This window comes from Enterobacter sp. SGAir0187 (assembly GCF_002952735.2).
GTDB classification, from domain to species: domain Bacteria; phylum Pseudomonadota; class Gammaproteobacteria; order Enterobacterales; family Enterobacteriaceae; genus Enterobacter; species Enterobacter quasiroggenkampii.
This window is the reverse complement of sequence record NZ_CP025034.2, coordinates 3,473,242-3,499,855: the sequence shown is the minus strand read 5'-3', so window position 1 is coordinate 3,499,855 and position 26,614 is coordinate 3,473,242. Positions and strand designations below refer to the sequence as shown.

The window sequence follows — 26,614 nt, the reverse complement described above, 5'->3', positions numbered from 1 at the left end:
TGATAGATATCAACCTCCTTGCCCTGCCGCTGAAATTGCGCGACGATCGTGATATTGAAATGAGGAATCCCATGAACGCTTTCAGTCCTGCGCAGTTCCGCGCACAGTTTCCGGCGCTGGCCGATGCCGGTATTTATCTGGACAGTGCCGCCACCGCCCTCAAGCCACAGGCGGTCATTGACGCCACGCAGCAGTTCTACAGCCTGAGCGCCGGGAACGTGCATCGCAGCCAGTTTGCCGAAGCGCAGCGATTAACCGCGCGCTATGAAGCAGCGCGCGATCGTGTTGCGCACCTGATCAATGCCGAAAGCGGGAAGAACATCATCTGGACGCGCGGCGCCACCGAGGCCATCAATATGGTGGCCCAGTGCTACGCGCGCCCGCTGCTTCAGCCGGGCGATGAGATCGTCGTCAGCGAGGCGGAACATCACGCCAACCTGGTGCCGTGGCTGATGGTGGCCGAACAAACGGGTGCACGCGTAGTGAAGCTTCCGCTTGGCGCAGACCATCTGCCCGATGTGGCCCGTCTCCCCGAGTTGATTACCCCCCGCAGCCGCATTCTGGCGCTCGGACAGATGTCCAACGTTACCGGTGGTTGCCCGGACCTGGCTCAGGCTATTCGGATAGCCCATGCCAGCGGGATGGTGGTGATGGTCGACGGCGCGCAGGGCGTGGTGCACTTCCCCGCCGACGTACAGGCGCTGGATATCGACTTCTATGCTTTCTCAGGGCATAAGCTCTACGGACCAACCGGTATAGGGGCGTTGTACGGCAAGCCGGAACTGCTGGCAAAAATGACGCCGTGGCTCGGGGGCGGCAAGATGATCACCGAAGTGACTTTTGACGGTTTCAAAACGCAGGATGTGCCTTACCGCCTGGAAGCCGGTACGCCGAACGTGGCGGGTGTGATTGGCCTAAGCGCGGCGCTGGAGTGGCTGGCAGAAACAGACGTTGTTCAGGCTGAAAGCTGGAGCCGGGGACTGGCGACGCTGGCAGAGGAAGAACTGAAAAAGCGCCCGGGTTTCCGCTCGTTCCGGGTTCAGGACTCAAGTCTGCTCGCCTTTGATTTTACGGGCGTGCATCACAGCGACATGGTGACGCTGCTGGCCGGGTATGGTATCGCCCTGCGCGCCGGGCAGCACTGCGCGCAGCCGCTGCTGGCGGCGCTCGGCGTGAGCGGTACGCTGCGTGCCTCGTTCGCGCCCTATAACACACAAAGCGATGTTGACGCGCTGGTCGCTGCCGTTGACCGCGCGCTTGAAATACTGGTGGATTAATGACTCACGCTGCTTTAGCCGGACATCCGTTTGGCACCGTCATCACTGAAGAGACGTTAAAACAGACCTTTGTCCCGCTTTCACAGTGGGAAGATAAATATCGCCAGCTGATTCTTCTCGGTAAGCAATTACCAACCCTCTCTGACGATCTCAAGGCGCAGGCGAAAGAGATCGCTGGCTGTGAAAACCGCGTCTGGCTGGGCGTAAGCGTGTCCGGCGAGAAGCTGCACTTTTTCGGCGACAGCGAAGGCCGCATCGTCCGGGGCCTGCTGGCCGTATTGTTGACGGCTGTGGAAGGGAAAAGCGCGGCGGAACTGCTGGCACATTCGCCACTGGCGTTATTTGATGAGCTGGGGCTGCGCGCGCAGCTCAGCGCCTCGCGCGGTCAGGGGTTGATCGCGCTCAGCGACGCGGTACTGGACGCCGCCCGTCAGGCTCAGGCCTGACGTTCCGCCTTCGCCATCATCTTCTTCAGGGCGTGAGACACCGCCACAAAGCCGAAGGAAGCGGTCACCATGGTGGCCGCGCCAAAGCCTGAGGCACAATCCATTCTTTTTGGCCCTTCCGCCGTGCTTTTCATCGCACACACGGAGCCATCCGCCTGCGGGTAGACCAGCGCTTCGGTCGAGAACACGCAGTCAACGCCCAGCTTGCCCTTGCTGTTCTTCACGACGTTAAAGTCGCTTTTCAGGCGTTCACGCAGCTTGGCGGCAAGAGGATCCTGAATGGTTTTCGCCAGATCGGCCACCTGGATCTGCGTCGGATCGATTTGTCCGCCCGCGCCGCCGGTGGTCACCAGTGGGACCTTGTAACGACGACAGTAGGCGATCAGCGCGGCTTTTGGACGCACGCTATCGATGGCGTCAATCACATAGCTGTAGCCTTTGCTCATGTACTCCGCGACGTTATCTGCCGTCACAAAGTCGTCGATCACCGTCACGCGGCACTCCGGGTTGATCAAACGGATACGCTCCGCCATGACCTCCGATTTTGCCAGGCCGACGTTATCTCGCAGGGCGTGGATTTGACGGTTGGTGTTGGTGACGCACACGTCATCCATATCAATCAGCGTGATAGCGCCAATACCGGTTCTCGCCAGCGCTTCTGCGGCCCACGACCCCACACCACCAATGCCCACGACGCAGACATGCGCATCCGCAAACAGCTGCAGGGCTTTTTCACCATAGAGACGTGCCGTGCCGCCAAAACGCTGGCGCCAGGCATCGCTGATTACCACAGACATAACACCTCAGATGTAAAAAGGGTGAGGTTCTCCTCACCCTGAACAGTAATCCGTATTGCGCTCAGAATACCACAATCAGCCGCTGAATACGTTTCCGGCACCCGGTGCGGCCTTCAGTACCCACACGCGTCCGTAGTGGTTATACCAGCCTGCACGGTGGCCTGCATCCGGGCCAATGCCCTGATAGATATCGAAGTGCTGACCTTTAATCGCGCCGCCGACGTCCAGCGCCACCATCAGACGCAGCTCATACTGGCCGTTGAACTTGCCGTTGTTGTCCAGCAGCGGGACCTCTGCCAGCAGCGTGGTGCCCGCAGGAATAATCGAACGATCCGATGCTACCGACGCACGGCCAATCAGCGGTACCGCGCTCGCCCCTTTCACCGGCGCGAAGTTTTGCGGTTTAAAGAAGACAAACGACGGGTTCTGCTCCAGCAGCTCACGCACCTCGGCCTCGCTGTGCTTTTCGCCCCACTCGCGGATCGCCTGCATCGACATGTCTTCTTTCTTCACTTCGCCGCGGTCGATCAGCACCTTGCCAATACTGCGATAGGCGTGGCCGTTTTTACCGGAATAGCTGAAGAAGTTAAGCGGTGAACCGTCGCCAAAATCAATGTAGCCGCTGCCCTGAACGTCCATGATGAAGTTATCCATCAGGGAGTTGCTGTAGGCCAGAACGTAATTTTCACTCAGCGCACCAGCATAGATTTCGGCGCGCGAAGGCAGACGACCGCGTTTTGGCGGCATACGGTAGATAGGGTACTGGAATTCGCCCTGACGCGTGTGTCGCGCCTGGATAACCGGGGTGTAGTAGCCGGTAAACTGAACGTTGCCGTAATTATCGGCCCCTTCCATCTGCCAGGCGTCGATACCAAACTGGCGCATGTTGCGCGTATCGCCGCCCGCCCGCAGCCAGTCCTGTACCGCGCTATAAACGTTATTCTGTGCGCTATATAAACGCGGTGATGCGTTGCGGATCTGGTACACCTGCTCGGAGAAATCACCGGCATTAATCGGTGCGCCGACAGCATCAGGCTGATTAACTAAAGAGAAAGGCTGGGATAACTTCCCGTCTTTATACTGTTGACCGCGATCGGTCGGTTTGGAAGAACAGGCCGCAAGAATCGCTACCATTGCGCCCGCCATCAGATACTTTGCCCAACGTCCTTTCATTCTGTCTCGTCTTTAAGTTGCCCATTTCCGCGTGATGAAGATAACAAACCGCCAGGGCTAATGAAATGCGATCGCATGCCCTTTGGCAAATTTTGCGCAAAAAATAGTCCAAACAGCGCCATGTCGTTCAATTTGCATACAAAATCATGATAAATGTGAAAAAGGGGTTGCATCACAAACCTATCCGAGTATAGTGCGCATCCACGGACGCGGGGTGGAGCAGCCTGGTAGCTCGTCGGGCTCATAACCCGAAGGTCGTCGGTTCAAATCCGGCCCCCGCAACCAATTAAAATTTGATGAAGTATCTTCTACGACAGTAGAAAGACGGACGCGGGGTGGAGCAGCCTGGTAGCTCGTCGGGCTCATAACCCGAAGGTCGTCGGTTCAAATCCGGCCCCCGCAACCAATCAAATTTGAAGAAGTAAGCTTCTACAAGAGTAGAAAGACGGACGCGGGGTGGAGCAGCCTGGTAGCTCGTCGGGCTCATAACCCGAAGGTCGTCGGTTCAAATCCGGCCCCCGCAACCAACACTTCTAAAACAATAAACACCCTTAAGGGTGTTTTTTTGTATCTGTCGTTTGTGAATTTGCCGGGCGTAAACCCGGCCAAAAGATCTACCCGCGCCGCGCCAGCGTCGCCCCGTCAGAGAAATACGCACGAATCCCTGCCAGAATCGACTCCGCCACCTCCTGCTGGAATTTTGCCGTCTTGAGCTTACGCTCCTCTTCCACGTTACTGATAAACGCGGTTTCAACGAGGATGGACGGGATGTCCGGCGCCTTGAGTACCGCAAATCCGGCCTGTTCAACGCTGTTCTTATGCAGCTTATTGATGTTGCCCAGCTTGCCCAGCACCGCTTTACCAAACTTCAGGCTGTCGTTAATGGTCAGCGACTGCACCATATCGAACATGGTGTGGTCGACGTAGCGATCGCCGCTTTTGCTCACGCCACCGATCAGATCCGAGGCGTTCTGGGTGTCCGCCAGGTATCGTGCAGCGGTACTGGTCGCGCCTTTGGTTGAGAGCGCAAACACCGACGAGCCGCTTGGCTGACGGCTGGTAAACGCATCCGCATGGATCGAGACGAACAAATCTGCGCGCTGCTTCTGCGCTTTCGCCACCCGGACCTTCAGCGGAATAAAGACGTCTTCATTGCGCGTCATATAGGCGCGCATATTGCCTTCTTTATCAATCAGCGCCTTCAGACGACGGGCAATTTGCAGAACCACGTCTTTTTCACGCGTGCGGTATTTCCCCACCGCGCCGGAGTCTTCGCCGCCGTGGCCTGGATCGAGCATGATCACAATCGGACGATCGCGCCCTGCTTTCCCCGGCTGCGGACCGCTTTGCGCCGGCGGAACCTGACGCTGCAGATCGCCCTTGTTGTAATCTTCCAGCAGGGCAAGAAGCGGATCCTGAATATCCGTCGCATTGGCCGGGTAGAGATCCATGACCAGGCGCTCTTTGAACGTCGCGACAGGCGCCAGGGCAAACAGCTGCGGCTTCACGTTCTGCTTCAGTTCAAACACCATGCGCACGGTTTGCGGATCGAACTGCCCGACGCGCGCCGATTTAATAAACGGATCGTCGCCGCGGATCTGCGCCGCCATCCCTTTCAGCACGGAGTTGAGGTTAACGCCTTCGAGATCCACCACCACACGTTCCGGGTTGCTGAGGGCAAATTGCTTATATTTCAGCACGCGATTGGATTCGACCGTCACGCGCGTATAGGTCGACGATGGCCAGACGCGCACCGCCACGACCTGACTGGTGGCGGCAAGACCGACCTGACTGACGCTAAGCAACCACATTGCCCCGGCCCCTTTTAACAAACGGCGGCGGCTTATTGCTGAATTGGATCCCGACATGCTTCTCCCGAGCAAGAACACTGACTGATATACAAAATGTCCAGATTGACCGAAAACTTTAACGAATGACGCATAAACTGTCATCTATAAAAGGGTAAACAATCATACGCTAACGCACGGATTACTTATCATTTTCTGTGGGTCGCGGAAAATTTGCGCTTGCACACGCGGCCACAATCGAATAAAAATACAGAAATTACGAATAAACATTCATTAAGGGTTGTGCCATGGTGAAGGAACGTAGAACCGAACTGGTCCAGGGATTCCGCCATTCTGTTCCCTATATCAACGCCCATCGGGGAAAAACGTTTGTCATCATGCTTGGTGGCGAAGCCATTGAGCATGAAAATTTTTCCAGCATCGTCAATGACATTGGCCTGCTGCACAGCCTGGGGATCCGCCTGGTGGTGGTCTATGGCGCGCGCCCGCAGATCGACGCCAACCTGGCCGCTCACCACCACGAGCCGATTTACCACAAACATACCCGCGTCACGGATGCCAAAACCCTTGAACTGGTGAAGCAGGCGGCGGGTCTGCTGCAGCTGGATATTACCGCTCGCCTGTCCATGAGCCTGAACAACACGCCGCTGCAGGGCGCGCATATCAATGTCGTGAGCGGCAACTTCATCATTGCCCAGCCGCTCGGCGTGGACGATGGCGTGGATTACTGCCACAGCGGCCGCATTCGTCGTATTGATGAAGAAGCCATACACCGCCAGCTGGACAGCGGAGCCATCGTCCTGATGGGCCCGGTCGCCGTTTCGGTGACCGGCGAAAGCTTTAACCTCACCTCAGAAGAGATCGCCACGCAGCTGGCGATCAAGCTGAAGGCGGAAAAAATGATTGGGTTCTGCTCCTCCCAGGGCGTCGTGAATGATGAAGGAACAATCGTGCCGGAACTCTTCCCGAATGAAGCCCAGGCCCGCGTGGAAGCGCTGGAAGCCGAAGGCGATTACCACTCCGGCACGGTCCGCTTCCTGCGTGGCGCCGTGAAGGCCTGCCGCAGCGGCGTGCGCCGTAGCCACCTGATCAGCTATCAGGAAGACGGAGCTCTGCTGCAGGAGCTGTTCTCCCGCGACGGTATTGGCACCCAGATTGTCATGGAGAGTGCGGAGCAGATTCGCCGCGCCACCATCAACGATATCGGCGGTATTCTGGAACTGATCCGCCCGCTGGAACAGCAGGGTATTCTGGTGCGTCGTTCACGCGAGCAACTGGAGATGGAGATCGACAAATTCACCATTATTCAGCGCGATAACCTGACCATCGCCTGCGCCGCGCTTTATCCGTTCCCGGAAGAGAAGATCGGTGAAATGGCCTGCGTGGCGGTGCATCCTGATTACCGCAGCTCTTCACGCGGTGAAATGCTGCTTGAGCGCGTGGCGGCACAGGCGCGCCAGATGGGGCTGAGCAAGCTGTTCGTCCTGACGACGCGCAGCATTCACTGGTTCCAGGAGCGCGGGTTCACACCTGTGGATATTGATTCTCTGCCGGAAACGAAGAAAGAGATGTACAACTATCAGCGCCGTTCAAAGGTGCTGATGGCAGACCTGGGGTGATACAGGGCTTGCCGGGTGGCGCTGCGCTTACCCGGCCTACATTCCGTTCCTGATTCAAAGGGACTCAAATATCGCGCCCAGCCCGCTTCGGCGTTCCGTGCGGGTGGATATCGCCTGCACCAGCACGCGTTCATCCGTATACAGTGACAGGCGCTGACGCGCGCGCGTAATGGCGGTATAGATCAGCTCGCGGGTAATGACGGGGGAAAGCTGCGTGGGCAGGATCAGCGCCGCGTGGTTAAACTCGGAGCCCTGGGATTTATGCACCGTCATCGCCCAGGCGGTTTCATGCTCGGGCAAACGGCTGGGCTGGAAAGACTTCACGCTCCCGTCCGGCATCTGGAACCAGACACGCAGGCCCTGGCCGCAGTCGAGCGCAATCCCGATGTCCCCATTAAAGAGCCCCAGCGCGCTGTCGTTGCGGGAAATCATCACCGGCCGCCCTTCATACCAGCGCGAGTGCGGGGTACGGTTAATTTTACGCTTTTGCACCAGCAGCTGTTCCAGCCTGTCGTTCAGGCCCCGGACGCCAAAGGGACCTTCCCTCAGCGCACAGAGCAGCTGATATTCACCAAACGCGGCAATGACCTGCTCCGGCGAACGCTGCTGTTGTACGCCCGTCAGAAAGTGCTGATACCCCTGCAGGGCATCATCCAGCATCGCCTGATACTCTTCCCCGGTCTGCAGCGATTTTTTCTCAATATCCGTAAAGGTGCCGTCAAACACCGCAGTGGTTGTGCGCCGGTCGCCCCGGTTCACGGCCGCCGCAAGCTGGCCGATGCCGGAATCGCTGCCGAAGCGGTAGCTTTTCTGCAGCAGACACAGGCTGTCGCGCAGCGCGCCCGCAAGCGAGTGGCTTTCAGAGGTGAGCGTACATCCGGTGAGACGGGCGAGCTCCTGGGCGCGTTCAGCGGTATACCCCAGGCTGGCATAGGTGCAGATATCACCCAGTACCGCCCCTGCCTCCACGGAGGCAAGCTGGTCGCGATCGCCGAGAAAAATGACGCGCGCGTGCGGCGGTAGCGCATCAATCAAACGCGACATCATCGTCAGGTCAATCATCGACGCTTCATCCACCACCAGCACGTCAAGATGCAGAGGATTACCGGCATGATAGCGCAGACGCTGGCTACCTGGCTGAGCGCCAAGCAAACGGTGCAGCGTGCTGGCCTCATTGGGGAAAAGCGCAAGCTGCTCCCCGGTTAGCGGCAGCTTTTGCAGCGCACCGCCTAACGATTCCGTCAGACGCGCCGCCGCTTTACCGGTGGGGGCCGCCAGGCGAATACGGCACTTTTGCTCACCCGACAGCTGAATTAGCGCGGCAAGCAGTTTTGCCACGGTGGTCGTTTTCCCGGTGCCCGGTCCGCCTGAAATCACCGAGATCCGGCGCGTTAAGGCCACGGCTGCCGCCACTTTCTGCCAGTCTGTCGCCTCGTCAGAGGAAAACAGCGTATCCAGCGTTTGCCGGAGCTGCGTTTCATCGCAGGGAAGCGGGGCGTTGGTCTCGCTGAAGAAGCGCGCCACCGTCAGTTCGTTACGCCACAGCCGGTTAAGATACAAACGCTCGCCGACCAGAATCATTGGCGTCCCGGTATCGGCTCCGCTCACGGCAGGCGAACGGCGTAGTATCGCCTGCCAGTCCACGGCGTCACCCAGCAGCGCGAAACACGCCTGTAAAGCCGGAGGCATTTTCTCATCCACCGCCAGACGCGACAGCGGCAGACATACGTGCCCCTCCCCCGCGTCTTTGCTCAGAATGGCGGCGGCAAGCATCACGGCAGGCTCCTCGCCTGCCACCATCATGGCAAACTGCACATCCAGGTGGCGCAGTAATCGTTGTTCAACCGCGTCCAGCAGTAGCGCCTGCATCGTCATGCCACCTCCTTCGTGCCTGCAGCAAACAGGTTATCCATTTTTTCAATCAGTTCCACAGCCGGACGCGTGCTAAAGACGCCGGAACGCGGGTCGTTGGCATCCACGCCGCGCAGGAACAGGTAAATCACGCCGCCAAAATGCGCGTCGTAACAGTAATCGGCAATACGATGGCGCAGGTAACGGTGCAGCGCCAGGGTATAAAGCTGGTACTGCAGATCGTAGCGATGCAGTTGCATAGCCGACGCCATCGCCTGTTGGGTATAGGCTGTGCTGTCTTCGCCCAGCCAGTTCGATTTGTAATCCAGCAGGTAGTAGCGCCCTTCGTGGCGGAAAACGAGGTCGATAAAGCCTTTTAGCATCCCCTGCACCTGGCGGAAGTTCAGCGGCGGGCATCCGGCGGATAACGGATCGTACTCGCGGATCACCGCATCAAGCGCCTCGGCCCTGAGCGGGCTGGCGATGGGGAGGTAAAACTCCATCTCCACCTGCTTATCTTTGGCGGTCAACTGGCTAAGCGAGATCCCCTGCGCGGTGAGCGGAGCGTGCAGAGCGGCGCGGATCCAGTCGGTGAGAACCGGCTGCCAATGCGCGTCGTAACCACCGCTCTGTAACATCTTTAGCACCCACTCTTCGGAAACCGGCTGGGTAAAATCCAGCTCTTCAAACAGGCTGTGCAAAAACGTGCCCGGCGAGGCGCCGCGCGGGAACTGGTGCGGCGTCAGCACCGGCTCAACGGGTACGCTACCGGCGCCTGCGGCATCCACGTCCAGTTTTGGCATCAGATCCTGCGCAATACTCTGCCCGTGCTGCTGTAGGCCGGTGTAGCTGGTAACGCGCCAGTCGTCGGCAATCGTGCGTACCACCCGACGGGCATGGAGATCTGACTCGTGCGGCTCTGGCATGTGCCAGCGGCTGTTGTCGGGCAGCGAAGGAATATGCAGGGCAACATGCTCAGAGCAAAGGGATTCGATGCACTGGCGTAGGCCCGCCGCGTCTTTGGGTTCACCCTGCAGAATAAGCCGCCCCAGCGCGCTCAGATGAAAATCGCTCTCCCCGCTCTTTTCGCCCCGACGCCGGAACAGCGGCGCAACGCCCAGGCTGCAGTGCCAGACCGAGCGGGTTAGCGCCACGTAGAGCAGGCGTAAATCTTCCGCCAGACGTTCGGCCTCTGCCAGCTCAACGCTGGACTCCGCGTTGCTGAGATCGAGCACCGCCTCAAAAGACTCGCGATCGTGGTAAAAAGCCTGATCCTGCACGCGGTAATTGGCGATAAACGGCAGCCAGACCAGCGGATATTCCAGGCCTTTCGACTTGTGAATGGTGACGATCTGCACCAGATGTTTATCACTCTCGAGGCGCATCTGCTGGCTGGCGGAATTGCTGTTCGGATCGGCAATCTGCTGTGCCAGCCAGCGCACCAGGGCGTGCTCGCTCTCCAGCTGCGTACCCGCTTCCTGCAAGAGTTCGCTGATGTGCAAAATATCGGTCAAACGCCGCTCCCCGCCTGCGGTAGCCAGCATATTCTCGGCAATGTGCCGCTGAGCCATGAGCTCGCGCACCATCGCCATCACGCCGCGCTTCTGCCATTTTTCGCGATAGCGCACAAACTCCTCTACCACGGCATCCCACGCGGCTTCGTCATTGTTGAGGGTATCAATATCGCGCGCGTTCAGTCCGAGCATCGCGCTGGCTAATGCGCTGCGCAATGTACTTTCCCGCTCCGGGGCCAGCACGGCCTGGAGCAGCCATAACATCTCCTGCGCCTCCAGCGTTTCAAAGACGCTGTCACGGTTCGAGAGGTAGACAGAGGGGATATTCAGTAACGTCAGGGCGTCGCGGATGAATGCGGCCTCCTGACGGCTGCGCACCAGCACCGTAATATCCGATGCCTTTACCGGGGTGGGGTTATCCCCCTTCCACAGCAGCGCCTCGCCCCGCGCCCCGGCACTGAGCCAGTCACGGATTTGCGCGGCACAGTGCTGGGCCATGGCATTTTGATAGTCGGCAACGCCATAGCCTTCCCCATCCAGCAGCCAGAAGTTCATGGCAGGCTGCGTCACGCCGTTAAACTCGAAGCGCAGCGAGGCATTTTTCGGGGCAAATTTTACCGGCTGAAACGGGATCTCCCGGAACATAAACGCCGTATCCATACGGCTAAACAGCGCATTGACGCTTTCCACCATGCCAGGAGAGGAGCGCCAGTTAGTATCGAGCGTGTAATGCGCGTCAACCTCGCTGCGGGCTTTCATATAGGTGAAAATATCCGCACCGCGGAAGGCGTAGATGGCCTGTTTCGGATCGCCGATTAACAGCAGCGCGGTGTCGGGCTGCTGGCGCCAGATACGGCGAAAAATTCGGTACTGCTGAGGGTCGGTGTCCTGGAATTCGTCTATCATCGCCACCGGGAAGCGGGTGCGAATCGCGGCGGCAAGTGCTTCGCCATTTTCACTGCACAGCGCCGCATCCAGGCGGCTCAGCATATCGTCGAAGCCCAGCTCGCCACGGCGGCGCTTTTCGCGCGCCACGGCTTCACGAATTTCGGTCATGGCGCGGGTGATCATCAGATCGTTGAGCGTAAGGGGCTCCGCCATCAGGGTTTCAATCGCCACAAACAGGGGATGCTCAGGCACAATGCCGTCGGCTTTGGTCCGCTCAGCCAGAAAACGTTGGGAGAATTTCTCCAGCGCATCCGGGAGCTGATAGCCCCGCGTCTCTTCCTGCGCCCAGGCGCTGACCTTGTCGATCCATTTTGCCTGATTGCCACGGTTGAACTTGCGACGGTCAATCCCGGAATTTTCGATAATGGCGTCAATCTCGCCGACTGACTCCATCCATTTTTGCTTGATGTCCGCAATTTTCGCGATGATTTTTTCATGCCGCGAGGCCAGGGTTTCATCTGCTGGCGGCGGAGATTTAATGACCGGCGCTTCCCCCTGCAGATAACGATCGATCGCGCGCAGCAGCGCTTCCGGGCCTTTCCAGAGCGCATGAACCGCTTCGGCGATTTCACGCTGTAAGGGGTAGCAGTGGCGACGCCAGAAATCCGCGCAGGCCTGATAGCGAAGCACGGATTCATCTTCAATGAGCTGCTGTTCGAACAGCATACCGGACTCGAACGCATTCAGGCTCAGCATGCGCTGGCAAAAACCGTGAATGGTAAAGACGGACGCTTCATCCATCTGCCGTTCAGCGAGCAACAGCCACTGGGCGGCCTGCTGCTTATCGGCAATCTCTTCCAGAAGGCTGGCGTAGAGGGGGTTATCCGTGCTCTGACGCAGACAGGCGATGCGCAGCTCGTGGATATTGGTACGAATACGGCCCCGCAGCTCTGCGGTAGCGGCCTCGGTGAAGGTAACCACCAGCAGCTCTTCCACGCTCAAAGGGCGTGGAAAAGCAACGTTGCCGCCAAGCCCTAACAGCAGGCGCAGATAGAGGGCAGCAATGGTGAAGGTTTTTCCCGTTCCCGCTGAGGCTTCAATCAATCGTTCACCCTGCAGAGGTAAACGTAAGGGATCAAGGGACTCAGCGGTATCGGTCATTCTTTCTTACTCCAGGGCATAGATTGCTGCAGCGCGCTGACGCTCTTCCAGACTTTCCAGCCTTTCGGGTTTACGTACTCCGTTTTCCCGTTCTGGCTACCGGAAACCTGAGACAGGATGGTTATTCCCTGCGGCTTAATGACCGCCTGATGGAAGAAGTCGGCAACCTTCTGCGGCGTCAGCTGTTTTATCTCGGCCACTACTTTATCACGCGAATCAAATTTCAGATTACCGCGATCGAAATCTTTGCTCAGTTGCGAGGCTTCTTCACCCAGCGTCTGCGGCGGCTGCATCACCTGCGCGATGACGGCCTGCTGGATCTGGGCAAACTCTTCCGGCTTCATGGCACGCAGTTTTGCTTCCACCTGCGGGAAGAAGGCCTGGTAACGCTGCCAGAGATACGCCGGTTGTTTATCGCTGCTTTGCAGCAGGAAACCCAGCCCCCACTGACGACCAACATTCATGGAGAAGGCAAACACCGCGTAGCCAAGCTGCTCCTCCGTGCGTAACTGGTTATAGAACCACGGCTGAATAATTTGTCCCAGCACGGCACTCTGCGCTGAACTGGCGAATTCATCGTAGCCCGTTGGCACAAAGACCGCGGCCAGCGCGGAATCCGTGCTGTTACCCGCCTTTTCAAAAATCACATTCTGTTTTTTCTCAACCAGCACGTCCTGGTTGCGGCACCACTCGTCGCCTTTTGACCCGAGCTGAGTACGCACGTTCTCCGCCAGCGTTTTGGCCTGTTCCTCACTCATGTTGCCGACGATCAGGAACTCTGGACGCGTGTTGGTTTTCAGCGCGTCACGGTACGCCAGCACGTCTTTTAAGGAGATAGATGGCAGCAGCGCGCGGCGGTCTTCTCGCTGGAAATAAGGCACCTGCGACAGCATTTGCGCCGGCATAAGCGCCAGATCGTAAGCTTTACCTTTCTCCGCGGAATCCATCATCTGCGCATACCACGATTTGGCCTGCTCAAGCTGCTCCTCCGTCGGCGTGTAGCTGAAGTAGCCCTCCAGCAGGGCCTGGAACAGCTGAGGCAAGCGCTGGGTATAGCCGTTTGCATTAAGCATCAAACCGTTATTGGCGTTGGTGGAGAAGCTGATCCCGCCCACGGCGGCCTGGTTGCTGAGCTGATCGAGCGCGATACCGGCGAGATAGTCATTGAGCGCGAACATCACCTGATTTTTGGCGCTGTTCATCGCTTTCGGGTTACGCAGCACCACGCTGACATCGGCTTTAGGCTCACTGGCGAAATAGCGGCTTGGGGTATACACGACGCGCAGCGTTGGCTCATCAATGATGAGTTCCGGGTGCGGGTAATCTTTCGTCGTTTTGATAAGCGAGAAGTCGTCCGGAATATAGGGGTTCAGCTCCGGCAGCTTCAACGCAATCTCCCCGGCCTTTTTCTGCCAGTCGGCGAAGGTCTGAGCGCTGATTTTATCCACCTGATAAGGGGCATCGACAAAGTACGCCGTCTTGTTATGCGGTTCGTTCGGACTGATGTACCAGATGCGGGCATTCTCCGGCGTCATCATCGCCAGGCGGGCTTTTACCGCCCCGGCATCGTACCGGTCGGCAATATTCACCGCGTCGAGAGTATGTTCCACCGGCACGCGGATCATGGTATCCGCCAGCCACTCCACATAATCCATGTCGCGGGTGATGGACGGGTAACGGAAATCGAGATCCAGCACGTGCGCGAGTTCATCAAAATAGCGCTTATCGACGCCTTTCTCGCGCAGCAAAGCGAGGTAGCTAAAGATAGCCGCCACGACTTCATCGCGGTTGGCCAGTCCTTTGTCGGTCAGCGTCGCGGAGATCGCCAGCACGCCACTATTGCCGTTCACAACCGGATCGGAGTCGGCGCGAATGCCTTCCGCCAGCCCCTGCTTTTGCAGCCAGTCAGACAGCGTACCCGGGCTACGGTTACCAATCAGGTAGGTGACCAGCTCATCGGTTTTACTGCGAAACTGTGCCGTGTTGTTATCAATGCGGAATTCCACGCGCAGGACTTTGCGCGGCATGGCAGGAACGTAGTGGATCACGATGCCTTTTTGCGCATCCGTGACCACCGGAACGGTTATTTGCGGCAGGTCGATATTTTTATTCGGCACCCGGCCAAAGGTTTTGGCCGCCATGCCTGCCAGTTCCGGCAACGGTTTATTGCTGTAGATGACCGCCTTCATCAGGTTGGCGGAGTAGTATTTATCGCGAAACGCGTGCAGGGCATCCAGCACCGGGCTGTTCGGTTTGTCGCTCAAGGTTTCCAGGTTACCGCCGGAGAAGCGCGACCCCGGGTGCGCAGGGTTGATGGTTTCGGCGCTGACCTGCGCCATGCGCATACCGTCTCGCGTGCGGGCCATGGTCAGCTCGGCATTCACCGCATTGCGTTCACGCTCGGCGTATTTTTTATCCAGCAACGGCGCGGCGATGGAATCAGCGAGGCGATCGACCGCCCCTTCCAGCGCATCATTTTCGACTTCGAGATAAAAGGCGGTGCGGTACGGCGCCGTGCTGGCATTGTGGCTGCCGCCATGCATCTTCAGAAATTCGGACAGGCTATCAGGCTGCGGGTATTTTTTTGACCCCATCAGCGTCATATGTTCCAGATAGTGTGCAAGACCAGGATGAGCGTCAGGATCTTCCAGCGACCCAACCGGCACCACTAATGCCGACAGAGATTTCACCGCCTGCGGGTCGGAAACCAGCAGCACGGTCATCCCGTTATCAAGGCGAATAGCCTGATATTGACGGGTATCCTTTTCGCTCTTACGGATAGTTTCCTGAACGGGTTGCCAACCGGAGTCTGCGTGAGTGACGGGCGCCCAAAGGGCAATAAACAAAACAAACGCTTTAAACAAGGTGCTGCCTGGCATTACGACCTCTTTATCACGGCTACATCATTAACACACTGCGTGCTGGACACGCCAACATCTCTTTCTTTGGGTACATCAGTCCGTGATAAGAAGTGCATCATAAATGAACACCCTTGGCTGCGCAATTTTTATACAGCGCTCAGGACTGATTAAATTTAAACAACGGCAGCAGGTAGCGCTGCGCCTCTTCCGTGATAGCCTCCAGGTATTCTGGCTCGAGCGTTCGCCACAAACGCTGATACCAGACATCATCCCCTTCGCCCCGCACCATCATGTTTCCTTCGTAGGCCTGCATAAATTTGCTGCGAGCTTTCTGCAGCGAAGCCTCATCCGTTAACATCGCATCATTCTGTGCGTCATAACAGGCTTTTATCCAGACGCCGCCACTTTCCGGCAGTAACAGGAGCGGTTTGTTCATTCCCTGGCGGTAGCCCTCAATGTACAAAGAGAGATACCCTAACGCCTGCTCGGCTTCCATCGGCGGAAAGCGCCACTCTCCCTCTTTGCGCACGAAAATGCGGCTTTCACCTTTATGCCCACCCGCACTGTAGACAAGATGTTCCAGCCAGAGTTGCAATCCTTGCGAAACGCTTAGCATTGAGGGCCGCCAGCGCAGCAGCCCATCCGGCTGAACCTGGGTTAACCAGCCCGTGAGCTGTACCCCGTTGCAGTTGAGATCGATTTCAATACTTTTCCCTGGCTGTCGGCACGCTCGTACGCGCTCTGCCAGGGCGGTCATCTCCTGACACTGCGCCTCCCAGACGATCTCCCCAAACGCTCCGTAAGGCAGCTGACCTGCAGCACGGTAGCGGCGGTAAAGTTTGTCGGCATCCTCCTCTTCAACCAGCGCGTTCAGCAGCTGCAGATTTAACTGATAGCGCTCCAGACCTTCCAGCGTAAACGGCTCTGCCTCAGGAATTTCGCTCTCTTCAGAGCGGAAGTTGACCTGCAGTCGTTGCTGGAAAAAGGCGCGCACCGGATGCGCCCAAAACCGCTGAAGCTGCTCGAAGGTCAGAGTGTCGATAGGGCGCGGGTCAAGTTCCTGAATGAAATCGGTATGCGCATTCCCTTCCTTTTTCGCCGCCGGCAACCACTCAAGGGCGTAGCTCTGGCGCTCGCTGGCAATATAGTTCACCGGGTCAAACGGCATGCGGCTGTGGAAACAGGTGATATGGGCTTTCACCCTCTGCTCGCTCTCATCACAGTTGCGCTCCTCATCTCCCGGCAGGTAGTGGCTCTGGCCGATATAGTCCACCAGCTCCTGCACCAGTACGGAGGGGAAACGCTCGCTGTTGTCCTGAATGGAACGACCGATATAGCTGATATAGAGCTTACTCTGCGCGGAGATGAGCGCTTCCAGGAAGAGGTAGCGGTCATCATCACGGCGGCTACGATCGCCCCGTTTTGGGTTTGCGCTCATCAAGTCGAACCCCAGCGGCGGCAGCGCGCGCGGATACACACCGTCGTTCATGCCAAGCAGGCAGACCACCCTGAACGGGATAGAACGCATGGGCATCAGGGTGCAGATATTGACAGGACCCGCCAGGAAACGCTGGCTGATTCGCTCCTGGTCAAGCCGCTGCGTCAGCTCATCCCGCAACAGCGACAGCGGGATGGCCTCGCGGTAGTGGGAATTCACGCCTTCGTCGATGATAGCCTGCCACTGGGTTTCAATGAGCGCCATCGCCGCTTCGGTGTCATTGTCCGGCAGGAAGAAATCATTAAGTAACGCCCTGCAGACAGGGAGCCATTCTTCAAGTGGACGCGGCTGCAACAGCGCATATCGCCAGCGGTTAAGCTGCATTAATAGCGATGCTAAATGCCCTACCAGTTCAGCAATTAACCCGCTGGACTCATCGTAAGGCAGCACCTCATTCCACTCGCCCTGGCTGCTTTCCATGGCATAGCCCAACAGCATACGCGTCAGGCCAAATCGCCAGGTGTGCTGCCCGGTAGGGGGAAGCTCGAATTCCTGAACGTTATCGTCATCGATCCCCCAGCGTACGCCAGACTCGTTAACCCACTGACGAAGGTAGCGCAGCCCCTCTTCATTGATGTTGAAGCGTGCGGCCAGCACGGGAACATCCAGCAACGCCAGGACATCTTCGGAAATAAACCGGCTATCCGGCAGTGACAGCAGAGTAATAAACGCCTGCAATACCGGATGCGACTGGCGGGCACGACGGTCAGATATCGCGTAAGGCAGGTATCGCTCACCCGTTGCGCTGCCAAAAACGGCCTGAATAAAGGGACTGTAGCTGTCGATATCCGCCACCATCACCACGATATCGCGTGGCGTCAGGTCGGGATCTTCCTGCAGCATCGCCAGCAGCTGGTCGTGAAGCACTTCGACCTCACGCTGCGGGCTGTGACAAACGTGGATCGTGATACTGCGATCGTCAGGATCCAGTTTTCGCTTATTGTCGCTGCGTTCGAACTCGTTCGCCGTCACGCCCATGACGGCACGGTTTTCCAGCTCCAGAATATCTAACTGGATATTATGCAGCAGGCTGTCCGGGGCGATCTCAACAAAGGCATCCACGTCACCTTCCCCTGAGGAAGTGATGTCTGAAAGCATGTGAATGTAGTCACGTCCCAGCTTCCCCCATGAGGCAAGCAGCGGATTGGGCAGGTTCTGAATACCCTCTTCATCGAAAAGCTGCCCGGCAGTCGAGCCGTCTTTAAACAGCGGGATGGATCGTTCTTCAAAAAGGCGTTTTCGTTGGCGGGTCACCAGCCGCGCCAGCCAGCGTTCGTCGAGGATATCCCCCCAGTACTGTCGGCAAGGGTTGGTAAACAAAATATGGATATCAATATGTTTACCCAGCGCATTCAACGCTTTCAGATAGACAGGGGGTAATGCGGATATTCCGCAGATAAATACGCGTGACGGCAGTCGGGCCGGACGCTCCGACGCATTTTCAAGTATCGAGATAAACCGCTCGTAGAGATTGGCACGGTGCCACTTAGGCTGGCCCAATTTCTCGGTATGCTCTACCAGCGCTTTCCACAGCGGGGCCTGCCATATTTGCGCCTCCGGCAGGCCTTCAACCAACTCGCCCGCTTCCCAACGAATTAACCAGTCAGAGCGGTAAACAAGGTATTGGTCGTAGAGATCGGCGGTGCGCGACGCCAGCTGAAACAGCTTACGCTTGTCGGTATCGTCATTGAGGTAGTGACGCAGCATGGCAAATTCATCGTGCTGCAGCATTTCCGGCAGCAGCGCCATCAGCTTCCAGCTCATGGCCTGCTTGTTGAAGGCGCTCTGCTCCGGGATATCAGGCAACACGCGGACAAACATCTCCCAGATAAAGCTCGCAGGCAGCGGAAAATCAATATTCGCGGCAATGCCAAACTTGCGGGAAAGCGACATTTGCAGCCACTGTGCCATACCGGTGCTCTGCACCAGCACCATTTCAGGCTCAAAAGGATCGTCAAGCCGCTCGCGCTCAACGATAAACTCCATCAGTGCTTCCAGCACATCCAGACGATTTGAGTGGTAGACCCTTAACATAGACGCTCCCGACTACTGGCTAACCGGGCAATGCAGACGCGTTAACTCACCGCGCCGCCCCAGAGGAGAAATAAGTGTAACCGTGATGCTGACACATCCTGCGAGCGTTGTCTGCCCCCGACGGGCCTGCCAGCCTGCAGGAAGAACATTTGTTGAGAGCTGAGACTGGTTCCAGGCATGGTGCCAGAGCTGGCGATACTGATTAAATGCGATGAACCGCGCCGCCAGCGCCCGGTGATACCCCGACAGTGCGGTCACGACCACCACCAGCAACATCATCGCCAGCAGAACCTCAACCATGCTAAACCCTTTTTCTCTGCTCACGGCAGCTGACATAACGCGCTCTCCTTAAGAGGACAAAAATCGCTCCAGCCGTGAGGCGAAAAGCGAAGGTTCCCGTCGACAATCTCTCCTGCACGCCAGAGCAGCAGGTCACTGTCTCCGGCAATCAGCAGCACACGCGCCTCACTCAGTTGACGCAAACACACTCGCCATGTCGATGCCTTTTTGCACTGGATTTGTGGCGCTGACGACCAGCGCTGAACCCGTCCCCACTCAAGCGCGGACTGTACCGTCGCCTGCTGCTGAAGCGAGCGGCTCTCACCGCCAACGAGCGCACTGAACGTTGTGACCTGCTGGTTTAGCCCCGTCAGGATCAGGGTACCGAGCACCAGTAAAAGCAGAACCAGCCCCAGCGAAGACATCCCGCGTTGACGGCTCACAGGTTATACCCCGTGACCGTATACAACGCCTGCCAGGACTCCCCTTTATCGCCTTTACGCATTGCGGATAGTTCGATATTCACCTCTGGCGCAAAACCGGCATGTTCCACTTTCCTCACCACAAAATGCGCGATCGCAAGCCTGTCCGGGTCCGTGAGCTTTTCCCATCCTTTTCCTTCACACGAGGTCGCGCCACGCAGGGTTTCCAGCGCCCCCGATTCCAGCCGAAAACCGGTGCTGTCATTTTCTGATGCGCTGCTATCCCAGCGACCGTTACTGTTGGCATCCCACCGCACAATGATGCAACTCCCCTGCCTGCCGATCGCCAGCGCCTGTCCCTGGCAATTTCCCGCGCAGTATCCCGCACGCTGAAGCTGCTTGCCGAGGGCGAACAGGTGTTGCCAGACCTCTTCTTCCAGCTCTCGCTGGCCGGATTGCAGTAATACGGCCCGCTGCAAGCCGGGTAAAAAGCGCGATGCGCTTATCAGCAACAGGCTGCTTATCGCCGTGGCAATCAGCACTTCTGTCAGTGAGAAACCGCGCTGACTCATCGACATGAACCTTCCTCAGAGACCTGACACATCCTGATGCGTCCTCCATTTGAGACCATAATCAGCCATTCTCCAGCACGGCTTTGAACGCGTATCCGCCCAGCCCATGCCGTATCCCGTAATCCATAGAACCCCAGCGACGGCGTGACCTCGCCGATCGCGACCTCAGGCCAGAGGGGTATCAGCACAAAGGGACTGTCCTTCTCACAGCCTTGCACGGCAGAGCTCGCCAGACAGTCCCGGTCACCCATCCGCTGACGGGTAATTTGATGGTCGCGGTTGTGGCGGTTGGCATGGTTGCGCAGAAACAGCAGGTAATCTCGCACCTGGCTGGCGGTTTGCCACAGCCGCTGCTGCCGTTGCCAGCTGTCCCAGCCGTACAGGCCCGAGGCGCTAAGGATGACGACAAGCGAAACGGCGACCAGCGTTTCGATAAGCGTAAAACCGTTCTCTTTTTTCATACCGGGAGTGTGGCGAAGCGCCGTGAACATGACGAGCGACGGATTATCGTTTTACGAGGCGTCATCCGCAGAATTGGGAGGGTTGCAGCGCGTTGCAGGCTTTCTGGATAGCGCTTCGGGAAACGGGAGAAAGGCGAAAAAAAACCGGCGCTAAACAGCACCGGTTGTGTCAGGCTTTACCGCATCAGATAGCGACAGGCGCTTTAATGCCCGGATGGGGGTCGTAGCCCTCAATCTCGAAATCATCAAAGCGGTAGTCGAAGATGGATGCCGGTTTGCGTTTGATAATCAGCTTCGGCAGCGCACGCGGTTCGCGGGTTAGCTGGAGATGCGTCTGTTCCATATGGTTGCTGTAGAGATGGGTATCCCCACCGGTCCAGACGAAATCACCTACTTCCAGGTCGCACTGCTGCGCCATCATATGAACTAACAGCGCATAGCTGGCAATGTTAAACGGCAGGCCGAGGAACACGTCACAGGAGCGCTGATAGAGCTGGCAGGAGAGCTTTCCATCCGCCACATAGAACTGGAAGAATGCGTGGCACGGTGCCAGCGCCATTTTATCCAGCTCGCTGACGTTCCAGGCGGAAACGATGATGCGGCGCGAATCCGGATCGTTTTTCAGCTGGTTCATCACGGTGGTGATCTGATCAATATGGCGGCCATCAGGCGTGGGCCATGCACGCCACTGCTTGCCGTAAACCGGGCCCAGATTGCCATTTTCATCTGCCCATTCGTCCCAGATTGAGACGTTATTTTCGTGCAGATACGCAACGTTAGTATCGCCTTGCAGGAACCAGAGCAGCTCATGAATGATCGAGCGCAGGTGGCAGCGCTTTGTCGTCACCAGCGGGAAACCTTCTTGCAGATTGAAGCGCATCTGGTGGCCAAAAATGGAGAGCGTACCGGTACCGGTGCGGTCGTTTTTCGGCGTGCCCTCATCGAGCACTTTTTTCATCAGTTCAAGATACTGTTTCATGGTTCCTCAGGAAATCTGTTGCTGTGGACGACGACGATACGCCCAAATCATCATAATGGCTCCCGCGACAATCATCGGAATGGAGAGGATCTGCCCCATGCTGATGTACTGTACCCACTCGCCGGTAAACTGTGCGTCTGGCTGACGGAAGAACTCGACGATAATACGGAATGCACCGTAGCCGATCAGGAACAGGCCGGAAACAGCTCCCATCGGGCGCGGCTTGCGAATAAACAGGTTGAGGATGATAAACAGCACCACGCCTTCCAGCGCCAGCTCATACAGCTGGGACATATGACGCGGCAGCACGCCGTAGGTATCGAAAATGGACTGCCACTCAGGATGCGACGGCAGTAGCGCGATATCTTCTGCGCGGGAGCCCGGGAAGAGCATCGTGTACGGCACGCTCGGGTCGACGCGGCCCCACAGTTCACCGTTGATGAAGTTGCCCAGACGGCCCGCCCCGAGACCAAACGGGATCAGCGGCGCGATAAAATCGGACACCTGGAAGAAGTTGCGTTTGGTGCGTTTGGCAAAAATCACCATCACCAGGATCACCCCAATCAGGCCGCCATGGAAGGACATGCCGCCGTCCCAGACGCGGAACAGATAGAGCGGATCGTTCAGGAATACCGGGAAGTTATAGAACAGCACGTACCCAATACGGCCACCGAGGAACACGCCGAGGAAGCCCGCATACAGCAGGTTTTCAACTTCGTTTTTAGTCCAGCCGCTGCCAGGACGGCTGGCGCGACGGCCAGCAAGCCACATGGCAAAAATGAAGCCCACCAGGTACATCAGACCGTACCAGTGAAGCGAAACAGGTCCTACTGAAAAAATGACCGGATCAAATTCCGGAAAATGCAGATAACCACTGTTCATCTGTCACCACAAGATGTTGTTATTCCGCTGAAAGTGGACAGCGGTAGAAATGCGATTCTGCCGTAAGCAGAGGCTCCAAAGTTGCGAATCATAGCACAAGGCAGGCGCAGAGGATGCGCCCGAGATGTAAAAGATGTGTATAGGGTTTGATGCGTGCTGGTGCCCTCTCCCAGAGGGGTGAGGAATCCCCAGTAATTTTATACCTGAAGCGATGCATGTGACTTCAGGAAAATAAATGGCTTACAGCGATGCCCTGGTCCGGCTGTAAATCGCTGAGGCGTTTCCTGTAGGCCGGGGCGAGGCGCATGGATGCGCCGAGAGGGCGGGCTTTACAGGGATGTTACCTCCGCCCGTCCCCGACAAGCCGGAAGGAATAAGCCGAAGGCACCGCGAAGCGGCGATTTACCGCCGGGAGCCCGGGTCGCCAGGGCGGTGGCGATTGAGCCGCCCTGGCACGTTCACCGGCCATGTCCTTACAGAGTAGCAAGGAACATAAAGTGAACGGAATGACCACTTCAGCCGTATGTTCCCCCTCACCCCAGCCCTCTCCCTCAAGGGAGAGGGGGTTGTCCGTGCAGGTATTATTTTGTGGGGAACCCTCAGCCCAGAGGGAGAGGCAGAAAGATGATTAGCGGCCGCCGCGGATCAGGCCGCCCATACCGCGTCGTTCCATAAACGCCGCGACCTGGTGGCGAACCTCAGCAGCCAGCTGCGCCTCAAGGCTGCGTTCTGCCAGCTCGCGGGCATCATCGATGTCGATATGGCGCAAAAGATACTTCACGCGTGCGACGGCCCGGCCGTTCATTGACAGATGGCGGTACCCCAGACCAATCAGGATCGCAACGCACATGGAATCCCCGGCCATTTCACCACACAGGCGTAAATCAATGCCGTACTGCTCCGCTTCTCGGGCAATCATCGCTAAGGCGCGAATAATCGCCGGATGCAGGCTATCGTAGATACTGGCGACGCGGGTATTGTTACGGTCGACGGCCAGAATATATTGCGTCAGGTCGTTGGTGCCGACAGAGATAAAATCAACGCGGTTTGCCAGCTGCGGCAGCATAAAGACCATCGAAGGCACTTCAAGCATGACCCCAATCCGCGGTTTCGGGATCGCATAGCCGATCATCTCTTCCACTTCACGGCCAGCACGTTCGATCAGTCGCCGGGACTCGTCGATCTCATCAATGCTGGTGACCATCGGAAGTAAGATGCTGAGATTGCCCGTCGCCGCGTTGGCGCGCAGCATCGCGCGCACCTGGATCAGGAAGATCTCCGGCTGATCGAGCGTAATGCGGATCCCACGCCAGCCCAGGCACGGGTTTTCTTCGCTGATCGGCATATAGGGCAGCTGTTTATCCGCCCCGACGTCCAGGGTTCGCAGGGTGACAGGTTTGTCGTTAAACATCTGCAGCATACCCTGATACTGCGCCACCTGCTCCTCTTCAGAGGGGAAACCGCTCTGCAGCATGAACGGGATTTCAGTACGGTACAGGCCAATGCCGTCGATGCGGCTGCCCAGCTTTTCTTCATGCTCAGGGCTTAAACCGGCGTTGAGCATGACTTTGATCCGCTCACCGCTCTTAAGCTGGGCGGGCAGGTTAACCTCATCTTCCGCCAGCTTGCTTAATTCATTCTCTTCGCTGATAAGACGCTGGTATTCCTGGAGCAGAACCGGCTCAGGATCGACCAGCAGCTCACCGCGATAGCCGTCGACCACCAGCGTACGTCGGTGCAGCACCGACGGCTGAATGTCCGCCCCCATAACGGTAGGGATGCCCAGCGCGCGCACCATAATGGCGGCGTGTGAGTTGGCGGCACCATCGCGTACCACCACACCGGCCAGCCTGTCCTGCGGCAGTTCAGCCAGCGTCGTTGCCGAGAGTTCGTCGGCGACCAGAACAAACCGTTTTGGCCAGGCATTCGGGCCCTGAATGGTGTCATCCAGATGGAACAGCAGGCGCTGCCCCAGAGCGCGCAGATCCCCTGCCCGCTCTTTCAGGTAACCGTCGGTCAGCGCCGCAAACTGGTCGGCAAATTTTTCGATGACCTTCTTAACCGCCCACTCCGCGACCGAGCCTTTATCCACCTCCGCAAAAAGCTCGCGACGCAGACGCGCATCGGAGAGCAGGTGCGAATAGAGGTCGAAGATGGCCGCCGTCTCTTTTTGCGCGCCTGCGGCAAAACGCTTGCTGTAACGACGAAACTCATTCGCCGCCTCTTCCAGCGCGGCGGTGAGACGCTCGCGCTCCAGCGCTTCATCAAGCGTTGAGGCTTCGTAAACCTGCTCCATTAACGGCAGCGTGGCGTCCATCCAGCCTTCAGCGATCGCCACGCCTGGCGATGCCGGAAGGGCACGAATGCGCGTATGGCGATACTGACCAAAGAGCGCGGCAAGCTGAGACTGAGAGAGGATAGCCGCCATCTGCGTGGCCAGCGTGACGAGGAAAGACTCCTCGCTTTCGTCGTACTGACGTAGCTCACGCTGCTGGACAACCAGCACGCCGAGCAGCTGACGACGCTGGATAATCGGCACGCCAAGGAAAGCGCGGAAGCGCTCTTCTTTTACGGAGGGGATGTATTTAAAGCTGGGGTGTTTTTGCGCGTCAGCAAGGTTAATGGGTTCAGCCAGTCGCCCAACCAGACCCACGATACCTTCATCAAATGCGAGCGTTACGGTGCGTCCACGTGGTTTTTTCAAACCACGGGTCGCCATCAGGTAATAGCAGCGCCGATCGTGGTCGGCCAGATACACCGAACAGACCTCGGTCTCCATCGCAAGACAGATGTCGGTGACCAGAATATTCAACGCCTCGTTCAGACGCGGCGCGCTGGCCACCTTCTCGACTATTTCTCGCAAGCGGGTGAGCATGATTTGCGTAGCTTAACCTCTTTTACGTCGCCAGGCAGGTGCGCTCTGCGGCTTAGGCGGGATCTCCTGAAGCTGCATCACCACACTTGCAAACTCTTTCATCACCCTACGGTAAACATCGCGCTTAAATGACACGACCTGACGAACAGGATACCAATAGCTCACCCAGCGCCAGCCATCAAACTCCGGCGTACTGCTGGTTTGCATATTGATGTCTGAATCGTTGCCCACCAACTGCAACAGAAACCACTTCTGTTTCTGGCCGATACAAACCGGCTTTGTGTCCCAACGCACCAAACGTTTCGGTAACTTGTAACGCAACCAGTTGCGGGTCGAAGCCAGGATGCGAACATCTTTTCGGCTCAAACCGACCTCTTCAAAAAGCTCCCGGTACATCGCTTGTTCTGGGGACTCTCCCGGATTGATCCCGCCTTGCGGGAACTGCCAGGAGTGTTGACCATATCGACGGGCCCACATCACCTGGCCCTGACGATTACAAATTACTATTCCTACGTTCGGGCGGTAGCCATCGTCATCAATCACCGGACTACCCCAAACTAAACCTTATATATGAATGATTGTTTCACACTACAGGGAGGCGGTAAACCACTCTCTTACAGGCCTGCAACCTAATAACAATTGAATAACTCACAAATAAGTGCTGAGTTATAAACAGATGAGCGACAGCGAAGGGAATTTTATTCACCTTTTCTGTGGATATAGTTGTGAAGAAGTGTCTGATTACCGATGAACAACCTCAACGACCGTCGTACACCCTCTTTTACTCGCATTCATTAACATGATTATATTCATAGAGTTAGATGCATTTACGTAAACAAAAAACTGAATAGCGTGACGATCGTCACACCAGGGATCGTCGTGCTGATGAAAGATCGAACAGCGTCGGTTTTATCCACAGATTGTGCCAATAAGTTAGTCACAATTTGTGTGAAAATTCGATTTTCATCGCACGTCAAGGCTGTAAATGGAAACAGTAGTCAGGGTTATGCCCAGTTATCCCATTTTTCTGTGGATAACATGGTGTAAGATCCTGTTCATTGTCAGTGACCAGATTTGAACAACCGCTTTTTCCACCCAGGCGAAACGATTTCAGACCAATAAAAAAACCTATAAATCATAGAGATGTCATATTGGTACAGAAAAAGTTAAACTCTATCCACAGGGGACAATTTCTTCGTTTATTTTTTAATCAAAAG

Annotated in this window: 18 protein-coding genes and 3 tRNA genes; 6 read left to right on the top strand and 15 right to left on the bottom strand. The window is 57.0% G+C overall.

All coding sequences use genetic code 11. From position 1 onward, the window contains the following. Positions 1-71 precede the first annotated feature (71 nt). Positions 72-1,277, top strand: coding sequence for a cysteine desulfurase CsdA (gene csdA / locus CWR52_RS16895; protein WP_104950197.1), 1,206 nt, complete (start codon positions 72-74; stop codon positions 1,275-1,277). Next, complete coding sequence (gene csdE, locus CWR52_RS16890; RefSeq protein ID WP_104950196.1) at positions 1,277-1,723, top strand: cysteine desulfurase sulfur acceptor subunit CsdE; 447 nt, start codon at positions 1,277-1,279, stop codon at positions 1,721-1,723. Before csdA ends, csdE begins: the two co-directional genes overlap by 1 nt. Here the strand turns inward: csdE and tcdA are convergent. Further along, a complete protein-coding gene (gene tcdA, locus CWR52_RS16885; protein ID WP_006811804.1) occupies positions 1,714-2,520 on the bottom strand; it encodes a tRNA cyclic N6-threonylcarbamoyladenosine(37) synthase TcdA in 807 nt (268 codons plus the stop codon). The two genes, csdE and tcdA, sit on opposite strands and share 10 nt — an antisense overlap. 75 nt (positions 2,521-2,595) lie before the next feature. Next, positions 2,596-3,693, bottom strand: coding sequence for a murein transglycosylase A (gene mltA / locus CWR52_RS16880; RefSeq protein WP_021241890.1), 1,098 nt, complete (start codon positions 3,691-3,693; stop codon positions 2,596-2,598). Between the two features lie 208 nt (positions 3,694-3,901). On the opposite strand from mltA, the gene CWR52_RS16875 reads away from it, so the two are divergent. From CWR52_RS16875 to CWR52_RS16865, 3 genes are all read left to right on the top strand, one after another. Further along, positions 3,902-3,978: transfer RNA gene (locus CWR52_RS16875), tRNA-Met, on the top strand. A 44-nt stretch (positions 3,979-4,022) separates the two neighbouring features. After that, positions 4,023-4,099, top strand: a tRNA-Met gene (locus CWR52_RS16870). A 44-nt stretch (positions 4,100-4,143) separates the two neighbouring features. Beyond that, a tRNA-Met gene (locus CWR52_RS16865) sits at positions 4,144-4,220 on the top strand. A gap of 87 nt (positions 4,221-4,307) precedes the next feature. Here CWR52_RS16865 and amiC read toward each other — a convergent pair. Beyond that, positions 4,308-5,561 carry an N-acetylmuramoyl-L-alanine amidase AmiC gene (gene amiC / locus CWR52_RS16860; protein ID WP_021242006.1) on the bottom strand — a complete coding sequence of 418 codons (1,254 nt, stop codon included), beginning with the start codon at positions 5,559-5,561 and terminating at the stop codon, positions 4,308-4,310. 227 nt (positions 5,562-5,788) lie between these two features. Between amiC and argA the strand changes: the two genes are divergently transcribed. Next, positions 5,789-7,120 carry an amino-acid N-acetyltransferase gene (gene argA, locus CWR52_RS16855; protein WP_008499655.1) on the top strand — a complete coding sequence of 444 codons (1,332 nt, stop codon included), beginning with the start codon at positions 5,789-5,791 and terminating at the stop codon, positions 7,118-7,120. A gap of 54 nt (positions 7,121-7,174) precedes the next feature. On the opposite strand, the gene recD is transcribed toward argA, so the two are convergent. The 12 genes from recD to rppH form a co-directional block, all read right to left on the bottom strand. Further along, complete coding sequence (gene recD, locus CWR52_RS16850) at positions 7,175-8,995, bottom strand: exodeoxyribonuclease V subunit alpha (RefSeq protein ID WP_104950195.1); 1,821 nt, start codon at positions 8,993-8,995, stop codon at positions 7,175-7,177. After that, positions 8,992-12,534, bottom strand: coding sequence for an exodeoxyribonuclease V subunit beta (gene recB, locus CWR52_RS16845; RefSeq protein ID WP_104950194.1), 3,543 nt, complete (start codon positions 12,532-12,534; stop codon positions 8,992-8,994). Before recB ends, recD begins: the two co-directional genes overlap by 4 nt. Next, complete coding sequence (ptrA, locus tag CWR52_RS16840) at positions 12,531-15,413, bottom strand: pitrilysin (RefSeq protein WP_104950193.1); 2,883 nt, start codon at positions 15,411-15,413, stop codon at positions 12,531-12,533. Before ptrA ends, recB begins: the two co-directional genes overlap by 4 nt. 139 nt (positions 15,414-15,552) lie before the next feature. Continuing rightward, entirely contained in the window at positions 15,553-18,927 is a 3,375-nt protein-coding gene (gene recC, locus CWR52_RS16835; RefSeq protein ID WP_104950192.1) for an exodeoxyribonuclease V subunit gamma, read from the bottom strand. Positions 18,928-18,939: 12 nt separating this feature from the next. After that, complete coding sequence (locus tag CWR52_RS16830; RefSeq protein ID WP_104950191.1) at positions 18,940-19,263, bottom strand: prepilin-type N-terminal cleavage/methylation domain-containing protein; 324 nt, start codon at positions 19,261-19,263, stop codon at positions 18,940-18,942. Continuing rightward, positions 19,248-19,649 (bottom strand): DUF2509 family protein, encoded by a 402-nt coding sequence (locus CWR52_RS16825; protein ID WP_104950190.1) that lies wholly within the window; start codon positions 19,647-19,649, stop codon positions 19,248-19,250. Before CWR52_RS16825 ends, CWR52_RS16830 begins: the two co-directional genes overlap by 16 nt. Next, a complete protein-coding gene (locus CWR52_RS16820; RefSeq protein WP_104950189.1) occupies positions 19,646-20,206 on the bottom strand; it encodes a prepilin peptidase-dependent protein in 561 nt (186 codons plus the stop codon). Before CWR52_RS16820 ends, CWR52_RS16825 begins: the two co-directional genes overlap by 4 nt. Next, the gene (locus CWR52_RS16815; protein WP_104950941.1) at positions 20,197-20,661 is read right to left on the bottom strand and encodes a prepilin peptidase-dependent protein; all 465 of its coding nucleotides are present in this window, start codon (positions 20,659-20,661) and stop codon (positions 20,197-20,199) included. Before CWR52_RS16815 ends, CWR52_RS16820 begins: the two co-directional genes overlap by 10 nt. Before the next feature lie 184 nt (positions 20,662-20,845). Continuing rightward, the gene (gene thyA, locus CWR52_RS16810) at positions 20,846-21,640 is read right to left on the bottom strand and encodes a thymidylate synthase (protein ID WP_104950188.1); all 795 of its coding nucleotides are present in this window, start codon (positions 21,638-21,640) and stop codon (positions 20,846-20,848) included. A 6-nt stretch (positions 21,641-21,646) separates the two neighbouring features. Further along, positions 21,647-22,522 carry a prolipoprotein diacylglyceryl transferase gene (gene lgt, locus CWR52_RS16805; protein WP_023309046.1) on the bottom strand — a complete coding sequence of 292 codons (876 nt, stop codon included), beginning with the start codon at positions 22,520-22,522 and terminating at the stop codon, positions 21,647-21,649. Between the two features lie 628 nt (positions 22,523-23,150). Further along, a complete protein-coding gene (gene ptsP / locus CWR52_RS16795; protein ID WP_069720004.1) occupies positions 23,151-25,397 on the bottom strand; it encodes a phosphoenolpyruvate--protein phosphotransferase in 2,247 nt (748 codons plus the stop codon). 12 nt (positions 25,398-25,409) lie between these two features. Next, complete coding sequence (gene rppH / locus CWR52_RS16790) at positions 25,410-25,940, bottom strand: RNA pyrophosphohydrolase (protein ID WP_013098553.1); 531 nt, start codon at positions 25,938-25,940, stop codon at positions 25,410-25,412. Between the last annotated feature and the right edge of the window lie 674 nt (positions 25,941-26,614).